Here is a 17,582-nt window from a genome sequence, read left to right as displayed (position 1 = left end):
TCATGAAAAAAATTCTTATTTTCTTACTTTTCTTTAAATTCATCTTTACTTATTGTCAAAAAATTGAGCTGAAAAATGTTACCGATTCATCTCAAACTTTCAAAGGGGAAATTGGAGGAAATGCAATTACAATGGAATTACATTTTGATGGGATAGTTGATTGTCACCAGTATCAACATTTTGTGAAAGGATGGTATTATTATGTTAAATACAAAAAGAAAATACCTTTGACAGGAGTTTACGATTTAGCCAATTTATACCTTTATAATTTTGGTAATCAACAAAATAAAAGCTCAAAATTTTTACATGAAAATATTACCAACCTTCAATTAGTCGCAAAAACAGACAGCATCGCAAAGGTTTTGAAGCCAAAAGAAATAATAATTCTACAATCGGATTATTCGAATAAGAAAAATATCTCTGGAAATTTCTACATTGAAAATAAAGTGTATCCTGCTGAATTATTTACAAAAGACAGTAGAATTTACAGGTTTAATAATTACCTTATTCTCCCCAATAATAAAAAAATAAACACTTATGATCTCCTGAACCCTGCAGGAGGAAACAAATTGATTTCGTATGCATCAGACAAATCCGGAAACAGGGTTTTGCTCTATTTTGAAGAAGTATCCAATTTTAATTTTTGTGGAATGTGCGGTGCAAGTGACGGCGAAAAAGGTTACAGAATTCTCAATTTCACCAACAATTGGAATTTCAAAAACTATGAAGATTTTCTGATAGAAAGCTGTAGAGAAAATATTTATTCTACTAAAATCACAAAAAATAAAAATTCAAAAGTCTTACAATTCAATTTCGATAAAACGACGAATTCTCCTGCTTATATTTTAACTGTTGATATGAAAAATGCTACAGTTGTAAAATCAAAATAACTATCTCGAAATTCTTCCCGCTCTCGTTAAAAGTTCCTGATTAATATCATTGATCAACTGTGGACCTTCATAAATAAATCCGGTGTACAGCTGAACCAAACTTGCTCCGGCATCCAGTTTTTCAATCGCATCTTTTGCCGAGTGAATTCCGCCAACTCCGATAATTGGAAACTCTCTGTTACTTTTATCTGAAAGATATTTGATCATTTTTGTACTACGCTCACGAATCGGTTTTCCGCTTAAACCACCGTTTCTGATTTCTGCTAAAACTTCAGGTGAAGTTTTTAAACCTTCTCTGTTGACTGATGTATTTGAAACCACAATTCCGTCGATTTTTGTTTCTGCAATCAATTCGATAATTTCGTCTAATTGTTGATTATTTAAATCCGGAGCAATTTTCAAAAGAATCGGTTTTGGATTTACTTTAGTTTGATTGATTTCCTTCACGGCTGTAATCAATTCTCTCAGATATTCTACATCTTCCAGCTTCGCATGACTTCCAACGTTGGGACAACTTACATTCAGTACAAAATAATCTACGTAAGGATGCAGACCTTCGAAACAGTCTAGATAATCTTGGGTATAATTTTCAGGCGTTGTGTTGGTATTTTTTCCGATGTTTCCGCCGATGATGATTTTTCCTTTATTGCCTTTCAGTTTTTGGATGGCAGCTTCAAGTCCGTCATTGTTGAAGCCCATTCTATTGATAATTCCGCCATCTTCAATTAAACGAAACAATCTTTTCTTAGGATTTCCGGCTTGAGCTTTTGGCGTTACCGTTCCTATTTCTACAAATCCGAAACCTAGATCTCCCAACTCATTAAACAAAACAGCATTTTTATCGAAACCTGCTGCTAAACCTACCGGATTTTTGAATTTCAGTCCGAAAACTTCTCTTTCAAGACGTTTGTCTACAATTGGTTTTGGTAAAAATAATTTGGTAAGAAAACCAAAATTTTTCAGCATTGAAAAAGTAAAATGGTGCACTTCTTCAGGATCGAATTTAAAAAGAATCGGGCGAATGAGCGATTTGTACATTGAAAAAAAAGTTTTACAAAAATAATCATTTTAAATTGAATGAATTCTTGATGTGTGATATTTTATTTAAATGAGGACGATTGTTGCAATTAATTTTTAAATCAATAATTTCACGAATGAGCACAAGGAATTTAAAATCTGCTTAATTGTCTAAATCTGCGAGAGTTTTTTTGACGCAAAGATTTATATTCTTAATATAGAATTTTAAGGAGCAAAGAGTAATCGACAAGTCGATTTGATGAAGCTCAAGTTCACGCTTCGCGAAGCAAATTTATTTGCCTTTGCCTCTAAAAATGAGAAGTATGCTAAATAAATCTTTGCGTTTAAAAAATCAACTATACAAACTCAAGTCAAAACTTAAAATATCTCCTACTCTTTTGAATTCATCATCTATTGTAGCATTTACCGTAATTCTTTCATTAGAAACAGGATGATTAAAAATCAATTGATGGGCGTGAAGCGTCATTTTGTTGATCCCAAATGTTTGAAGCCACAATTTATTTTGCTTGTTGCAACCATGTTTACGACAGCCTAAAATAGGATGTAAAATATGTTTAAAATGTTTTCTCAGCTGATGAAATCTTCCTGTTTTCGGAATTGCCTCGACCAAACAATATCTCGAAGTTTGATGCTTTAAAAATGGCAAATCTATTTCCGAAGTCTGCAAACGTTGATAATAAGTAACTGCATTTTGTTTGACTTCGTTTTCGTTGATCAAATCATAGTCAATCGTTTCTTCATCTTTCGCCCAGCCTCGTAGAATTGCGATATACTTTTTTTCGACCTGTCTTGTCGCAAACTGTTCACTCATGCTTCTTAAAGTTTCCTTATCTAAAGTAAACAGCAAAACACCCGAAGTTTTTCGATCTAAACGATGCACAGGATACACTTTTTGCCCAATCTGTTTTCTCAGTTCCTGAATCGCATACGTATCTGCTTCTCCGGAATAGAAAGATTTGTGAACCAATAATCCGCTTGGTTTATTGATGGCAATAAGATTTTCGTCGCGATAAAGAATTTCTAACATGGGACAAAAGTAGAGAATTCTGACTGAGTTTTAATGTATTTTGATGACGCGGAAATGTAAACCTAACGGGTTTTGTCATAGTGCAGATAAAAAAATTTTGTGGCTGCCTTTTGTGATTATTGCTAAACCTCAGAGGTTTTTGAAACCTATGAGGTTGGTATATTTATAAAAGTACTTTTGTTCATAGCCCTGATGTTCTATGTTACTATGCAAATTATTCAGGTTAAAATTTTAAAGTTTTTTTGATAATCTGGTTGATAATTGATTTTATTTTTTACCACTCCAAAACATATTCTCAGTAGCTTGTTACATACTGCAATTAAAGCTAATTTTTTAGGTTTCCCCTGAGAAAGAAGTCTTTCATAAAACTCTTTACATTGTTTGTTATGCTTAATTGCCGTCACGAACAAACATATAACAAGCCCCTGATATGATTCTTTGAGGTTCTGCATTTTCCCGGGGAATATGATTTCTTTCCCGATTGATAAATACGGGGTGCCAAGCCAAAATATTTAGATAATGATTTTGCTGAATTAAAGTTTTTAAATCCTGAAGTAGCCGTCATCAGTTGAAGAGATGTCTTTTCACCAATGCCAGATACACTTTGTAGTAATGCTTTTGTTTCCTTAAACTCTTCATCCTGGAGCCCAGGGAGACGGCTTATAACTTCTTTAATCTCTTTTTCTAATTGTTGTAATCTTCTTTCATAATGTTTTTCTGTGTTTGGATTAATCTGAGCATTATAGCGAAGAGATTTTAACTTCACTCCATATCTCCTTTTTTCTTCCTCCAAATCATTGAGAAGCTTTAGTTCCTGATCAAGATGTTCAATATCAACACTTTTAGAAGTATAAATATCAGGTTTAAACATCTCTCCGTAAAGCCTGATCAGCTTGGCATCTTCAGCATCTGTCTTGCTGATGATGTTTTTCATCCTTGCAAAATGCTTAACAGACATACAGTTTATCAGACTTGATTCAAAGCCCTGAACTAAGGATAAATGTAAAATACGACTGCTGTAATTTCCTGTGGCCTCAATGACAAAACAATAATCTTCTATCCGCAGTTTCTTTAGAAATGACAAAATAGAGCGCTGGGTATTTTCTATATTAAAAACCTGATCTCTGTTTTCAAAATCATTAAAGCTTACTGTTAAAAACTTCGCTCCGACATCTACTCCAATTACTTTTTTTGATATTTTTGACATACAAAATTCTTTTTTAAAGAAGTTTTCTTCTGATCCACCATGGTAAAAGTTATGGCTAAACAACGTTCTATCCGGATTTGGAAGAAAACAGCAGCAGGGGAATAAAATCGGGGACGATATCTAAGTATCAGTGAAGCGTCTGCCTTTATCCTGCTGCTTTTATCTTTAGGTTAATTTTTTAACTAATTTATTAAAGTACATTTACTAATGCAAACTTACCATTGGAGCGGCATCCTTTTTCTTGCGAGGGATTAAAAGCGGAGGCGAAAAAGATATAGCGGAAAGCAGGTTCCCGGCTCCTAAAAATTTTAACATATTAAATGCTGCTCAAAAAGCTTTATTTCTTATTTTAGTGAAAATTTACAAATATGAAAAAACTATTATTTTCGCTAATTTTAAGCATTATCCCATTAATTTCTTTTGCTCAGAATTCTGATTCTCTGACGTTGGGGAAATCTAACCGGGAATTTTTTATTAAAGGCGACCAAAAATTTAAATTCTCAGAATACAAGAAGGTTTTTACCAATACTGAAGCTTTGAATTACATGAAAAAAGCAAACACCAATAGTACGGTTTCTCAGATTTTCGCAGCCATCGGTGGCGGGTTAATCGGTTATGGATTGGTAAAAGAAGTTACACGGAATAAAACCGTGTATTACAATGGTGCCACTATTAAGAAGAAAGAAGCTGGCGGTTGGGGATTTATAGGACTCGGCTTGGGAGCAGTCGGAATTGGAATTCCATTTGCAGTAAGCAGTGGAAAAAACCTTAAAAAAGCAATTAAAACTCAAAATGAAGCAGATTCTAATGAAGCATCAAAAACCACGTCATACAGATTAGATATCCGCGGAAACGGAGTCGGATTAAGTTATAATTTCTAAAAAATATTGAAAAGCAGTTTTTTAACTGCTTTTTTTATTGAATTCCCTGATTTTGGATTCCATTTTCATATTTTTGCAGTTCAGACGTAAAAAAATTATGGCAAAGCAAGAAGATGTTTTCAAGAAAGTGATTTCTCACGCTAAAGAATATGGTTTTATTTTCCCTTCAAGTGAGATCTATGACGGTTTATCCGCTGTTTATGATTATGGACAGAATGGTGCAGAATTAAAAAACAATATCAAACAATACTGGTGGAAAGCGATGGTACAGCTGAACGAAAATATTGTGGGTATTGATTCGGCGATTCTGATGCACCCGACTATTTGGAAAGCTTCAGGCCACGTTGATGCATTTAATGATCCTTTGATCGACAATAAAGATTCTAAAAAACGTTTCAGAGCAGATGTTTTGGTGGAAGATTATTGTTTGAAAATTGAAGATAAAGAAAATAAGGAAATCGAAAAAGCTGCGAAAAGATTCGGTGAGTCTTTCGATAAAGCACAGTTTGAAGCGACCAATCCTAAAATTTTAGAATACAGAGCAAAGAGAGAAGCTATTCTTTCAAGATTAGCTAAATCTTTAGAAAATGAAGATCTTGCTGATGTAAAAGCTTTAATTGAAGAGTTGGAAATTGCCGATCCCGATACTGGTTCTAAAAACTGGACGGAAGTAAGGCAATTCAACCTAATGTTTGGAACTAAATTGGGAGCTTCTGCAGATTCTGCGATGGATCTTTATTTGAGACCAGAAACCGCGCAAGGTATTTTCGTTAATTTCCTGAATGTACAGAAAACTTCACGCCACAGACTTCCTTTCGGTATTGCTCAAATCGGAAAAGCATTTAGAAACGAGATTGTTGCAAGACAGTTTATTTTCAGAATGCGTGAATTTGAACAAATGGAAATGCAATTCTTCGTTGCTCCGGGAACTGAACTTGAATTCTACGAACAATGGAAAACAAAACGTCTAAACTGGCATTTGGCTTTAGGTTTAGGAAATGACAATTACAGATTCCACGATCATGAGAAATTAGCGCATTATGCTAATGCTGCAGCTGATATTGAGTTTAATTTCCCATTTGGATTTAAAGAATTGGAAGGAATTCATTCAAGAACAGATTTCGACTTGAAAGCGCATGAAAAGCATTCAGGAAGAAAGCTTCAGTTTTTTGATCCTGAAAGAAATGAAAACTACGTTCCTTATGTAGTAGAAACTTCGGTTGGTCTTGACAGATTATTCCTTTCTATTTTCTCAACTTGCTTAAAAGATGAAGTTTTGGAAGACGGTTCAGAAAGAACAGTTTTATCTCTTCCACCGGCTTTAGCACCAGTAAAAGCAGCAATTCTTCCACTAATGAAAAGAGATGGTTTAGCCGAATATGCTGAAAATATCTTTAATGATCTGAAATATGATTTCAACTTATTCTACGAAGAAAAAGATGCGATCGGAAAACGCTACAGAAGACAGGATGCAATTGGAACACCTTACTGTATCACCATCGATCATGATTCTCTAATAGATCATACCGTGACGATAAGAGACAGAGACACGATGCAGCAGGAAAGAGTTCCTGTTTCTGAGTTGAGACGAATTATCGACGAGAAAACAAACTTCAGAAATTTACTTTCTAAGATATAATCACAAAGCCTTGAAAAATATTCAGGGCTTTGTGATTTTTTTTATAATCAGATAAAATTTTTTCTATTTTTGAGAAAATTTAATCATGAAAAAAATTTTATTGCTGACCTTTGGCTTAATACAGACTTTATATTATTCTCAAACTCAGGATTTGGCTTCATTGGCTTCCGGCGAGCATTTAGGAATGAATGCTTTGTTTGATGAGAAGGATAATCTTTACGGATATGTTTCTTTATATTCTTACGGGAAATTGGGAGATCATTCAAAAAAATTCGAATATGTAATTTTAGATAAAAACCTCAACCCTATTGCGAATAAAGAATTTGAAGGCGATGTGACGGCAGGAGGATATCTAGGTTATATTGATTTTCGAAAAAAAGTCATTTTGCGCCCGAGTTCTTTAGACTATTCTATGGTAAAAATGAAGGAGCTTTTCACTCCACGTTCTATGGAAATTGATCTCGCAACAAATACAATTCAGCAAAAAACCTATTATGATTATGATAATGGCGTTTTTAAAGAGATTAATCAACCAAAAAACTGGAAAGAAGCCAGAAAGGAAAACAAAGAAGAAAAAAAAGAAAAAGGCTACAACTATTATTCTACCGTTTTTGAAATCAAGGAAGGCGGATTTCTTGCTCTTGAATTCAACGATTACGGCAAATATGTAAGCAACAACGCCCTGATTAAATTTGATAACAATAAAAATGAAATCTGGAGATACAAATACAATACAAGCGGCGATAAGAAAAACAGCGAAAAAATCAATCTTATAGACAAAAATGAAAAATATATTTATTTTATTCTTGAGAAAAAAAATTCGGACACAAAATCATTCAGCCTTCTTGTTTTAGACATGCAAACAGGAAAAGAAATTGCTGCAAAAGCCATTACAGGACTTTCCGACGATACTTTGGATAATATTACAAGTTTTTCTTCTGTCACAAGAAACTTGGATAACGACAAAACTTTTGACGACAAAATAGTAATTCTCGGCCGTAATTATGAAAATAAATTGGGTGTAGGCTTTGCGAGACTAATTATTGATAAAAATACATTTGAGATCGACACAAAAAAGATAAATTACATACCAGATTTATCATCATACATTCCAAAAATAGATAAATTAGGATATGTTGAAAAGAGTTATCATCTTCAGCCGCGAGACGTTTTTTTCCTGAAAGACGGCAGTGTAGGAATTCTTCTGGAAAAATATAAGTTAGATTTTAACACCGGTGCCGGTAAAACGACAGATTTAGTTTATGTATTTACCGATAAAGATTTTAAAGTAAAAGGTGCAAAAATCTTTGACAAGGAAAAATCTTTGTCCACAAGCGATTATTTGTTTTCTCAATATCTCAATGACGGCAATGATGTTGTCTTCTTTTTCAGGGATTATCAAAAAGATAAAGAAACGAAACAGAAAAGCTGGAAACTATTTATAAACACACTTATCAACGGAAATTTCAAGCAAGAAATCGTTCCTATTTCGGAGAAAGATTCTTACGCCGTGATACCATACGTCGGGAAAGAAGGATATATTCTTCTGCAGGAATACAATCAAAAAGAAAAGTTTAATAAAATTCGCCTCGAAAGACTTAATTACTAAAAAGAAATCCTGTTCTATTCCGCATCAGGATTCTTTTGTATTATAATATTCTGCAATATTTTTAATTTCTTCTAAACTCAAATTCCACATAAAGCTTAAAAATTGTCGGTAACTTTCACTTTGATCTTTGGGCTCAACCCGATCCAAATATCGGTTTAAATTATAGCTTTTCCTTGCTTCATAGATTTTAGCAAAACATTTTCCGAGCCATTTTCTATAATGCTGTTCTTCTTCATTATCCTGTAAAAACTGCAAAGAAGCATAAATACCCAATCCGTAATCTTCAGAATGATAAAAATTGGGGAGGATTTCCATCCTTGCAGTTTTTTCTGTTAAAAGAAAATCTTCTGTAGGTTTTTGGGATTGCAAATCTGCTTTTAGTTCGGGGAATGTTTGTTTCAGCTTTTGTATTCGGAGAGTCATTTCCGGATGAGAAGATAAAGAATCTTTGTTTAGCTTTTCTTTATAATGATTGTAATTGTATAGAGAAAAATCTTCTTTTTTCATCCATTTTTCTTGAAAAGCCTGCTTGGGAAGATTAAAATACTTTTTATAAGTTTCCATCTTCAGCTTTCTGGGTGAAATTGTATCAAAATCTTTCAACTTTTGCAATGCGTTGACATATTCAGTTTTCGTAAAATCGCTGTTTTTAAAAATTGTATATCCTAAAGAATCTGCCTGCATTTCGTTATTTCTTCTTTCCGCCCCTTTTTTATAAACTCTGTTTTTAAGAATATCAAATGCCTTCTTATTTTTGTTTTCCGCAGAAGATTTTATGTTTTGTACCGTAATTTTATCCAGCTGATCTTGTTCAATAATATCAAGAAAAATTTTCAGAGAATGCCGCTCTATATTATGCCCCAACTCATGGGAAATAATAGCTGCGATCTGATCATCATTATCCAGCCAATTAAAAAGCCCCATATTGATTACAAAAGTTCCGTCTGCAAGGCAAAAAGCATTAGGCGTGTTGTCTTTTGCAATCAGTATTTTAAGGTCTTTCGGTATTTTCGGATTGTTTTTTCGGAGGTTATCAATCAGGTTTTTTGCCTTTTCATCAAATATTGAAGTGAAGATAAAATCTTTATTGGCAACCTGCTTTTCAAAATCTTCTCCAAATTCTTTATAAATTTTAGATAATTCCTTTTCTGTTTTACCTGAATATTTAGCTTTAAGATCTTTAATTAAAAGTTCATTACTCGTTGAAAATTTTTTCAAAAAGTCTTTTCTTTTCAGATAATCTGCTGTATCAATAGGTTTGTGAACCTGTGCAAAAACATTTGTAGAAAACAAAAACAACAATAAAGTGATATAAATTTTAATCATATTTTTCATCAATTAAAACAAAAATAATTCATTTGACAGTACATTTATAATTTTCTTTTTAAAATTATTCTAAATTTGTTTAAGACCAAATTCTTATGATTATTCTTTTTTACATTTCCCTGTTTCTAATTACGGTAGCGATTTTATTCTATATTTTCGGATATGCTTATCTCTTCAGCGGAATTTCTAAAACCTATCTTCGTGGAAAATCAAGCGCCAATATTGATGACGGCAAATTTTTCACCAGCAATATCATTCATACAACGAATCCTGTTCTGTGGGATGAACATCCTGATTACAACAAAAAAGATTTACCTAAAAATATAGTCGATAATTTAACTCAATCGAATACCGCATCATTTTTGGTGATAAAAGACGGGAAATTATTGCACGAACAATATTGGAACGGTTATAACGAGCTTTCAAAAACCAATTCTTTTTCTATGGCAAAAGCAGTAACGGTTATGCTTTTTGGAAAAGCTTTGGAAGAAGGAAAAATTAATAATGTTGACCAAAAATTTTCTGAATTTTATGATGAATTTAAAAATAAACCTTTCGGTAAAGATTTAACTTTAAAACATCTGGCTCAGATGGAATCTGGTTTAAATTGGGATGAAAATTACAAAAATCCTTTTCTTCCAAACGCTCGAGCGTATTACGGAAGAAGCTTGATAAAAGCAACTTTTTCAAGAAGATTTAAGGGAAAACCGGGTGAAAGATTTGAATACCAAAGCGGCTCTACCCAACTTTTAGGATTTGCCGTAAAAAAAGCCGTTAACCAATCTTTATCAAGTTATTTATCTGAAAAATTCTGGATTCCGTTGGGAATGGAACAAAACGCAGATTGGAGCGTTGATGAAAGCGAAATGGAAAAAACATATTGCTGTATTCACTCCAATTCAAGGGATTTTGCAAAACTTGGACAATTATTTTTAGACGATGGAAAAGTTGGTGATCAACAAATCCTGAATTTAGATTTTATCGAACAGATGAGAACGCCCACCGAAAAGTCTGATGAGATCTACGGCATGGGTTTCTGGATTAATAATGACAATCCTATTAAACATTATTATTTCCTGGGTCTTCAAGGTCAATATATCATTATGATTCCGGAACATAAAATGGTGATTGTAAGAACCGGAAGCTACAACAATTTACCAAAAACCGACCGAGGAAGACCAGATCAGGTAAAATTTTTGGTGAATGAAACGGTTAAGCATTTTGCTTAAAGGTTGAGACTAAGATTGAGGTTGAAAATATTTTTTTTTAACCGATCAATTAAGTTGATAAAATTAAAGAAATGTCAAAGATTTTTATTTAGCTTGATACTAACTCAGATTTCTTAAACTAAATCTTTAAAATTTCATTTTTAAATTGAATTATGATAAAATATAATCCTTTGGTTGATGAATATATTGAGAAATCAGCTGATTTTGCCAAGCCAATTTTAAATTACATTCGAGATATTGTTCACGAATGTTGCCCCGCTGCAGAAGAAACGATCAAATGGAAATTTCCGACGTTTATGTACAAAGGAAAAATTCTTTGTTCAATGGTTTCATTTAAACAATATTGCAGCATGGGATTTTGGCTGCACGGTGAAATGCAGACGATAAAAAATCTTGAAACGGACGTAGAGAAAACCAACATGTTCAGCTTAGGAAAAATCACCAAACTCGAAGATCTTCCTACGAAACCTCAGCTTAAGAAAATTATTCTTGAGGCAATGGAATTAACCGACATGGGCGTTACATTGAAAAAAGCAGCTCCTTCTAAAACCGAAATTGCAATTCCTGATTATTTTCAAAAAGCATTAAAAGAAAACAAAAAAGCTTTAGATATTTTTGAAAAAGCATCACCTTCGTTCAGAAAAGAATATATCAATTGGATTATTGACGCAAAAACTGAAACAACCAGAAACAAGCGAATGGAACAAGCCATGGAATGGATATCAGAAGGAAAAGGCAGAAACTGGAAGTATGAGAAAAAGAAGTAATTAACTAAATTTCTGTCTTGGCAAACCAATCTCATGTGCTTGTGGATACGGCTTTCTTGAAGTCATGCTTACATCTTCGCGAACCAGACGATGTGCATCATACCTTTTCTGCTCGTCATAAGCGTAACGCGGGTCAGGAATCATCGGCATTTTTGCCATTTTATGAATTGTAAGCGTCGGAAAATGATAATCTACCTCCACAGTTCCCAACAGAAGATAACATCCGCCGCCCTGAAAATCATACTCTTTCAGACTATCCGGAAAATGAGCGGTATCGAAATAATCTCCGTTGACGTCAATCCACGTTCCGAAAAACATCGCTCCTTTTTTGGTGGGAACATGTTTTCTTGAAATAAGATAGGCCAACATTTTTACCTGTCTTTTGTGAAATTTCAACAAATCTTTTACAAATACAGAACCTCTGTATTTTGTTTCTAACAAATCAAACGGACTGCAGGAAACGGGAAATCCAATAATCTCCAATTCATCAAAGGCGTCTTCAAAGTATTCTCTTTTGAGCTCAGGAAGCTTGTAATCCTGCACGGGCTCTTCAATAAGCATTAAGTTTCGGTTTTCAGGTTTAAAATTAATCAACATCAATCTCGCTTCTACCAGCAATTCATTTTTCTGTTTTCCTGTAAATCTAAAAGCGCCAATGAAAATAAGAATCTGAATGGTTTCAATACCGATCGGAATACGCCTGATAAAGTCTTCCAAAGATTTATAGTCTCCATTATTTTCCCGTTCTTCAGAAATAATCTGGGCAATTTTCGTCTCGAGTGACTGCAAAACCATGAATCCCAGATAAATTTCTTTTCCTTTTAAAATTGTTTGAAATTCACTTGTATTCACACAGGGACTCTGCACAATTGCTCCCGACATTCTTGCTTCATGAATATAAACCTCTGTACGGTAAAAACCACCCTGATTATTGATCACCGAAACCATAAATTCTAAAGGATAATACACTTTTAAATATAAGCTTTGATAGCTTTCTACCGCATAAGAAGCCGAGTGCGCTTTACAGAAAGAATATCCCGCAAAAGATTCTATTTGCCTGAACGCTTCTGCAGTAAGCTCATGAGAATGCCCTTGTTCTTCCATACAAGATTTAAAAAAATTGGCTTTTACTTCATTCAGCTTTTGAATAGATCTTTCTTTTCCGCTCATGGCACGTCTCAGAATATCACCATCGGCATGGCTAAGACCGCCAAAATACTGTGCTATTTTAATTACATCCTCCTGATACACCATGATTCCGTAGGTTTCTTTCAGATTTTCTTCAAATACCGGATGGAAATATTCAAACTGATTGGGGTGATTGTGCCTGAAAATATATTCCCGCATCATACCGCTTTGGGCAACTCCCGGTCTGATGATAGAGGAAGCAGCCACCAGAATTTTATAATTATCACATTTAAGTCTTCTCAACAAGCCTCGCATGGCAGGAGATTCTATGTAAAAACAGCCGATTGTTTTGCCGACAGACAGATATTCATTGCAAATTTTTTCATCTTTCGAGATTGAGGCATCACGAATATCAACGTCAATCCCTCTCGTTTTTTTGATGAGCTTTACCGTATCATTAATAGTTCCGAGCCCTCTTTGAGAAAGGATATCAAATTTTTCAAGCCCTATATCTTCTGCTACATTCATGTCAAACTGAACGATAGGAAATCCTTTTGGCGGCATCTCGAGTGCTGAATAGTTATAAATAGGCTCTTCAGAAATCAAAATTCCACAAGCGTGCATACTTCTCTGGTTAGGAAATTTTTCCATCAATTTTCCGTATTCATGAACCAGTTTTACAACAGAATTTCTGTCGTGATTTTCTATCGGACTTCCGGAAAGATCGTCTAGCTCTTCTTTAGGCAAACCAAACACCTTTCCTACTTCCCGGAAAATCGATTTATACTTAAATTTAACATTGGTTCCACAGAAAGCGACGTGATCCTTTCCGTAAAGTTTAAAAACATACTCAAGAATGGCATCGCGATTTTGCCAGCTCCAGTCGAGATCAAAATCGGGTGGAGAAGTACGGTTAAGATTTAAAAACCGTTCAAAATAGAGATCAAGTTCCAACGGGCAAATATCTGTGATCCCCAAACAGTAGCTCACAATACTATTGGCCCCGCTTCCTCGTCCTACATGCATAAATCCCATTTTGTTGCTGTACTGAACGATGTCCCAAGTGATAAGAAAATAGGCAGAAAATTTGAGTTCCTCAATAACGTTTAACTCTTTTTCTACTCTCATCCGGGCAGTTTCGTTTTCACCATATCTTTTTTTAAAGCCTTCATAAGCCAATTTGGTCAAAAGCTTTATATCTTCTTCCTGAGATTCTTTATAATATTTTTTGTTTTTGTTTTCGGTGCTTCCACGTTCTTTATAATCAAATTCAAAAGTACACTCATCAAGAATATTCTTTGTATTTTTAATAATTTCGGGATATTGCTGAAATGATTTTATAATGTCTTTTTCAGGTTTAAAGTATTCCGATTTTCGGCAAATATCTTCTTCGGTAAGTTTTGACAGAATGGTATTGTTATCAATTGCCCTTAAAATTCTGTGCAGGTTATATTCTTTTTTTGTACTGAATGTGATCGGATGAAGAATTACCATTTTCGGAATCAGCTTATGAAATTCAGGACGCACCAAAAGGCTCAAATCTTCCTCCCGGATTCCTATAAATTCGTTTTCTTTAAGTATCGACGGAATATTATCGATCGGATAAATAATAAATACCTTTTTAAATCCCGGAGCCGTTTCAGAAAGCACTTCCCCATCGCAGTTGTGGGCAGTAATCATTTTGTTAACCTCACCAATCCCCGAAAATTCTTTGGCAATTGCAATGTATAAAAGCCTATTTTCTTTTCTGATTTCCATACCGGCAAGAGGCTTTATTCCTTCATTTTCGCATTCTTTTTTGAAGTCATAAATTGCTGTAACGGTATTGATATCGGTTAAAACCAAATTCTTAGCTCCCGAGCATTTAGCTTGTGCTACCAATTCTTTAATTTTTAAAGTTCCATAACGGAGGCTGTGAAAAGAATGACAATTTAAAAACATGATGAAAAGTTTAATTTTATTTACCAAAATCAAAACCGACAGCTCTTCCTACCGCATCGGCTCCAAATCGATTTTTCAGATAATCCATCGTTTGATACAGACTCATTTGCTCTTCTGTATCTTCAAACAAGTTCATTTGATGATTGCCATGAACGAGATCCGTAAATCGCAACCCAATGAGCCTGATTCTCATTCTACGGGTATATAATTTATTGAAAAGCTCCAGCGCAACCCTTGATAACGTATGATCTGCCGAATTATAGGCAATTCTCATCTGTTTTGTTTCCGTATCGAAATTGGCGTACCGAATCTTCACGACAACCGTTGAAGTAAGCCATTGTTCCTGTCTGAGTTGATAAGCTAACTTTTCTGCCATACCGCTCAGAATTCTTTTGAGCTCATGAACATCAATTGTATCAACAGCAAACGTTTTTTCTGTAGAAATTGACTTCTTTTCGGAATAAGGAATTACCGGATTTTCATCAATGCCATTTGCTTTTTTCCAGAGCTCTTTACCATTTGCCCCAATCATCTGCTGAAGAACCAAAACCGGCATTTCGGATAAAGTATGAATAGTGCGGATGCCTATTCTTGAAAGTAGCTGAAAGGTTTTATCACCCACCATCGGAATTTTTTTTACCGATAATGGATTTAGAAATGGTCTTACTTCCGACTCTATAATGTGGCGGTTTCCTTCGGGTTTCGATTCTCCCGTTCCTATTTTCGAAACTGTTTTATTACCTGATAATGCAAAACTTATAGGAAGCCCTGTTTCTTTGGTAACCGCCGAAACTATTTCCTGCGTCCACTGAAAACATCCAAAAAACTTATCCATCCCGGAAAGATCCAGATAAAATTCATCAATGCTTGCTTTTTCCATTACCGGAACCTTTTCCTGAATGATTTCTGTAACGGTATGCGATAATTGAGAGTACAATTCGTAATCTCCTTTAATGACTTTCGCATCGGGGCAAAGCCTTAATGCCATCCGAATAGGCATTGCAGAACGCACGCCGAACTTTCTTGCTTCATAAGAACATGATGCAACAACTCCACGGTCGCCGCCGCCTATGATAAGCGGAATATCTTTGAGCTCCCTATTCTGACGCCTTTCGCACGATACGAAAAACGCATCCAAATCCATATGTACAATTGATCGGTTCACGTTACAAAATTAGATACAATTTGAAACAAAATCTATATATTTGTTGTTACAAATTGAAACAATGTCATTTTTTGCAGATAACATCAGGCTTTTAAGAGGGAAGAAAAAAATTAGTCAAGCAGAGTTGGCCGCCAAATTAATTATTACTCGTTCGGCATATGCTGCATACGAAAGCGGAAGAATTCAACCTGGACCGGATATTTTAATTAAAATGTCAAAATATTTTAACATCAGCATAGATCTTTTGCTCACTGTCGACATTGGAAAGTACCCGTTAGAAGAAATGATTAATCTTCCAAATAACAGAATTATCTTGCCGATCATTGTCGATCAACAAGGAAATAATTATATCGAAATTGTAACTCAAACAGCTTCAATGGGCTATTTAAAAGGCTTTAGTGATCCAGAATATATTGAAGGTCTTTCTCGGATGTCGCTGCCTTTCTTAGGGCATGGTAAATATAGAGCGTTTGTGGCTGACGGAGATTCGATGCCGCCTTTTGTTGATAAAACTAAAGTTATAGGTGAATATGTGGAAAAACTTGAGGATCTAAAAAAAGGAAATAAATATATATTTGTTACACTAGAAGGCATTACGTTTAAAACCTTTGTTGAGAAAAAAGGAAATACAATTACCGTTTCTGCCGACAATTCTTTTTATGAACCTTATGATATTGCTTCCGAAAATATCTTAGAAATATGGAAGTATATTAACGGAATTTTGCCCAAAGATTATAATCTTGGTTACTCAAATGAAGTCGATCTTCACCAAATAATACAGGAATTAAGAAAAGACATTAAAGTATTGAACAGTAAGCTGTAAATTCTTAATTTTAAAAACTATTCAGCAACAATAAATGAAATACTTTGATTTAAAAAGTCAGAAAGGTCTCTTCTCTTGTTACATTACTTCTTGTGTAAAATCGTATTACTGATTACGAATAAATAAAGAAATATTCTTTCATTTTCACATCTGCTTCATTTGGATTAATAATAGTTAATCCTTTTTTATTTGTGCTCTTTTTTTATCATCATTTACATGAAAAATATTCATTCTTAAAGATCAAACAATCATTTTTAAGACAGATTAATCATTTTAATTAAATTTCCAATAATCTATATAATCAATTAAAAATCAATGTTTTAAATATTTACACAAACGTCAAGTTTTGTCGCATCTCGGTTTTATATTTGTTTTTCCTAAGAAATTAAAAAAACCATGGATAAAATTACTTTACAGAGAATAGAAAAACTACATCCATCTGTGAGAGAGGAAGTAAAACAAATCATTAAAGAATGTGATGAAGCATTAACCGGAAAAGCAAAAATCAGAATTACTCAAGGGTTAAGAAGTTTTGAAGAACAGGAAAAATTGTATGCGATCGGAAGAATCACAAACGGCAAAAAAGTAACGAACGCCAAAGCCGGACAAAGTATTCACAATTACGGATTAGCCGTTGATATCTGTTTGATTATTGACAGAAAAACAGCAAGTTGGGATACTGTAAAAGACTGGGATAATGATCGAGTTGCCGACTGGTACGAATGTGTTAAAATTTTCGCAAAGCACGGCTGGGATTGGGGCGGAAACTGGAAAACCTTTAAAGACCTTCCGCACTTTGAAAAGAAAAATTTTCCAACTAAAAAAGGTTTGGTAAAAACGACCTGGAGATCTCTCGCCAAGCTGAAGAGGGATGAAGAAAATTATGTTATTTTTTAAAGTTTTTATACGTCG

Annotated in this window: 14 protein-coding genes; 8 read left to right on the top strand and 6 right to left on the bottom strand. The window is 34.1% G+C overall.

What is annotated here, in order from left to right:
- Nucleotides 1-2 precede the first annotated feature (2 nt).
- Nucleotides 3-890 carry a hypothetical protein gene (locus EG358_RS02640; RefSeq protein WP_076557157.1) on the top strand — a complete coding sequence of 296 codons (888 nt, stop codon included), beginning with the start codon at nt 3-5 and terminating at the stop codon, nt 888-890.
- Here EG358_RS02640 and EG358_RS02635 read toward each other — a convergent pair whose 3' ends face one another.
- From EG358_RS02635 to EG358_RS02625, 3 genes are all read right to left on the bottom strand, one after another.
- A complete protein-coding gene (locus tag EG358_RS02635) occupies nt 891-1,928 on the bottom strand; it encodes a quinone-dependent dihydroorotate dehydrogenase (RefSeq protein WP_076557155.1) in 1,038 nt (345 codons plus the stop codon).
- A gap of 331 nt (nt 1,929-2,259) precedes the next feature.
- Complete coding sequence (locus EG358_RS02630) at nt 2,260-2,955, bottom strand: pseudouridine synthase (RefSeq protein ID WP_076557153.1); 696 nt, start codon at nt 2,953-2,955, stop codon at nt 2,260-2,262.
- 400 nt (nt 2,956-3,355) lie between these two features.
- Nucleotides 3,356-4,162: a transposase gene (locus tag EG358_RS02625; RefSeq protein WP_228422008.1), complete on the bottom strand. Its 807-nt coding sequence runs from the start codon at nt 4,160-4,162 to the stop codon at nt 3,356-3,358.
- A 368-nt stretch (nt 4,163-4,530) separates the two neighbouring features.
- Here EG358_RS02625 and EG358_RS02620 point away from each other — a divergent pair, with 368 nt between their 5' ends.
- The 3 genes from EG358_RS02620 to EG358_RS02610 all read left to right on the top strand — a co-directional run bounded on the left by EG358_RS02620 (nt 4,531) and on the right by EG358_RS02610 (nt 8,291).
- On the top strand, nt 4,531-5,043 hold the full coding sequence (locus tag EG358_RS02620) for a hypothetical protein (RefSeq protein WP_076561330.1): 513 nt from the start codon (nt 4,531-4,533) through the stop codon (nt 5,041-5,043).
- Nucleotides 5,044-5,140: 97 nt separating this feature from the next.
- The gene (locus tag EG358_RS02615; protein WP_076561329.1) at nt 5,141-6,682 is read left to right on the top strand and encodes a glycine--tRNA ligase; all 1,542 of its coding nucleotides are present in this window, start codon (nt 5,141-5,143) and stop codon (nt 6,680-6,682) included.
- Between the two features lie 85 nt (nt 6,683-6,767).
- Nucleotides 6,768-8,291 (top strand): hypothetical protein, encoded by a 1,524-nt coding sequence (locus EG358_RS02610; protein ID WP_076561328.1) that lies wholly within the window; start codon nt 6,768-6,770, stop codon nt 8,289-8,291.
- Between the two features lie 24 nt (nt 8,292-8,315).
- Here EG358_RS02610 and EG358_RS02605 read toward each other — a convergent pair whose 3' ends face one another.
- A complete protein-coding gene (locus EG358_RS02605) occupies nt 8,316-9,617 on the bottom strand; it encodes a M48 family metallopeptidase (RefSeq protein WP_115596443.1) in 1,302 nt (433 codons plus the stop codon).
- A gap of 95 nt (nt 9,618-9,712) precedes the next feature.
- On the opposite strand from EG358_RS02605, the gene EG358_RS02600 reads away from it, so the two are divergent.
- Together EG358_RS02600 and EG358_RS02595 are read left to right on the top strand one after the other, a co-directional pair.
- Nucleotides 9,713-10,846, top strand: a complete 1,134-nt coding sequence (locus EG358_RS02600; RefSeq protein ID WP_076561326.1) for a serine hydrolase domain-containing protein — start codon at nt 9,713-9,715, stop codon at nt 10,844-10,846.
- A gap of 152 nt (nt 10,847-10,998) precedes the next feature.
- On the top strand, nt 10,999-11,613 hold the full coding sequence (locus EG358_RS02595) for a YdeI/OmpD-associated family protein (protein WP_076561325.1): 615 nt from the start codon (nt 10,999-11,001) through the stop codon (nt 11,611-11,613).
- On the opposite strand, the gene EG358_RS02590 is transcribed toward EG358_RS02595, so the two are convergent.
- On the bottom strand, nt 11,614-14,682 hold the full coding sequence (locus EG358_RS02590) for a DNA polymerase III subunit alpha (protein WP_076561344.1): 3,069 nt from the start codon (nt 14,680-14,682) through the stop codon (nt 11,614-11,616).
- Between the two features lie 16 nt (nt 14,683-14,698).
- Nucleotides 14,699-15,847 (bottom strand): DNA polymerase IV, encoded by a 1,149-nt coding sequence (gene dinB / locus EG358_RS02585; protein WP_076561324.1) that lies wholly within the window; start codon nt 15,845-15,847, stop codon nt 14,699-14,701.
- Nucleotides 15,848-15,908: 61 nt separating this feature from the next.
- Between dinB and EG358_RS02580 the strand changes: the two genes are divergently transcribed.
- On the top strand, nt 15,909-16,670 hold the full coding sequence (locus EG358_RS02580) for an XRE family transcriptional regulator (protein ID WP_076561323.1): 762 nt from the start codon (nt 15,909-15,911) through the stop codon (nt 16,668-16,670).
- 396 nt (nt 16,671-17,066) lie between these two features.
- Nucleotides 17,067-17,567 (top strand): M15 family metallopeptidase, encoded by a 501-nt coding sequence (locus EG358_RS02575; RefSeq protein ID WP_076561322.1) that lies wholly within the window; start codon nt 17,067-17,069, stop codon nt 17,565-17,567.
- Nucleotides 17,568-17,582 lie beyond the last annotated feature (15 nt).

The organism is Chryseobacterium indoltheticum (assembly GCF_003815915.1).
GTDB lineage: Bacteria > Bacteroidota > Bacteroidia > Flavobacteriales > Weeksellaceae > Chryseobacterium > Chryseobacterium indoltheticum.
This window is presented reverse-complemented; position numbering and strand designations above follow the sequence as displayed.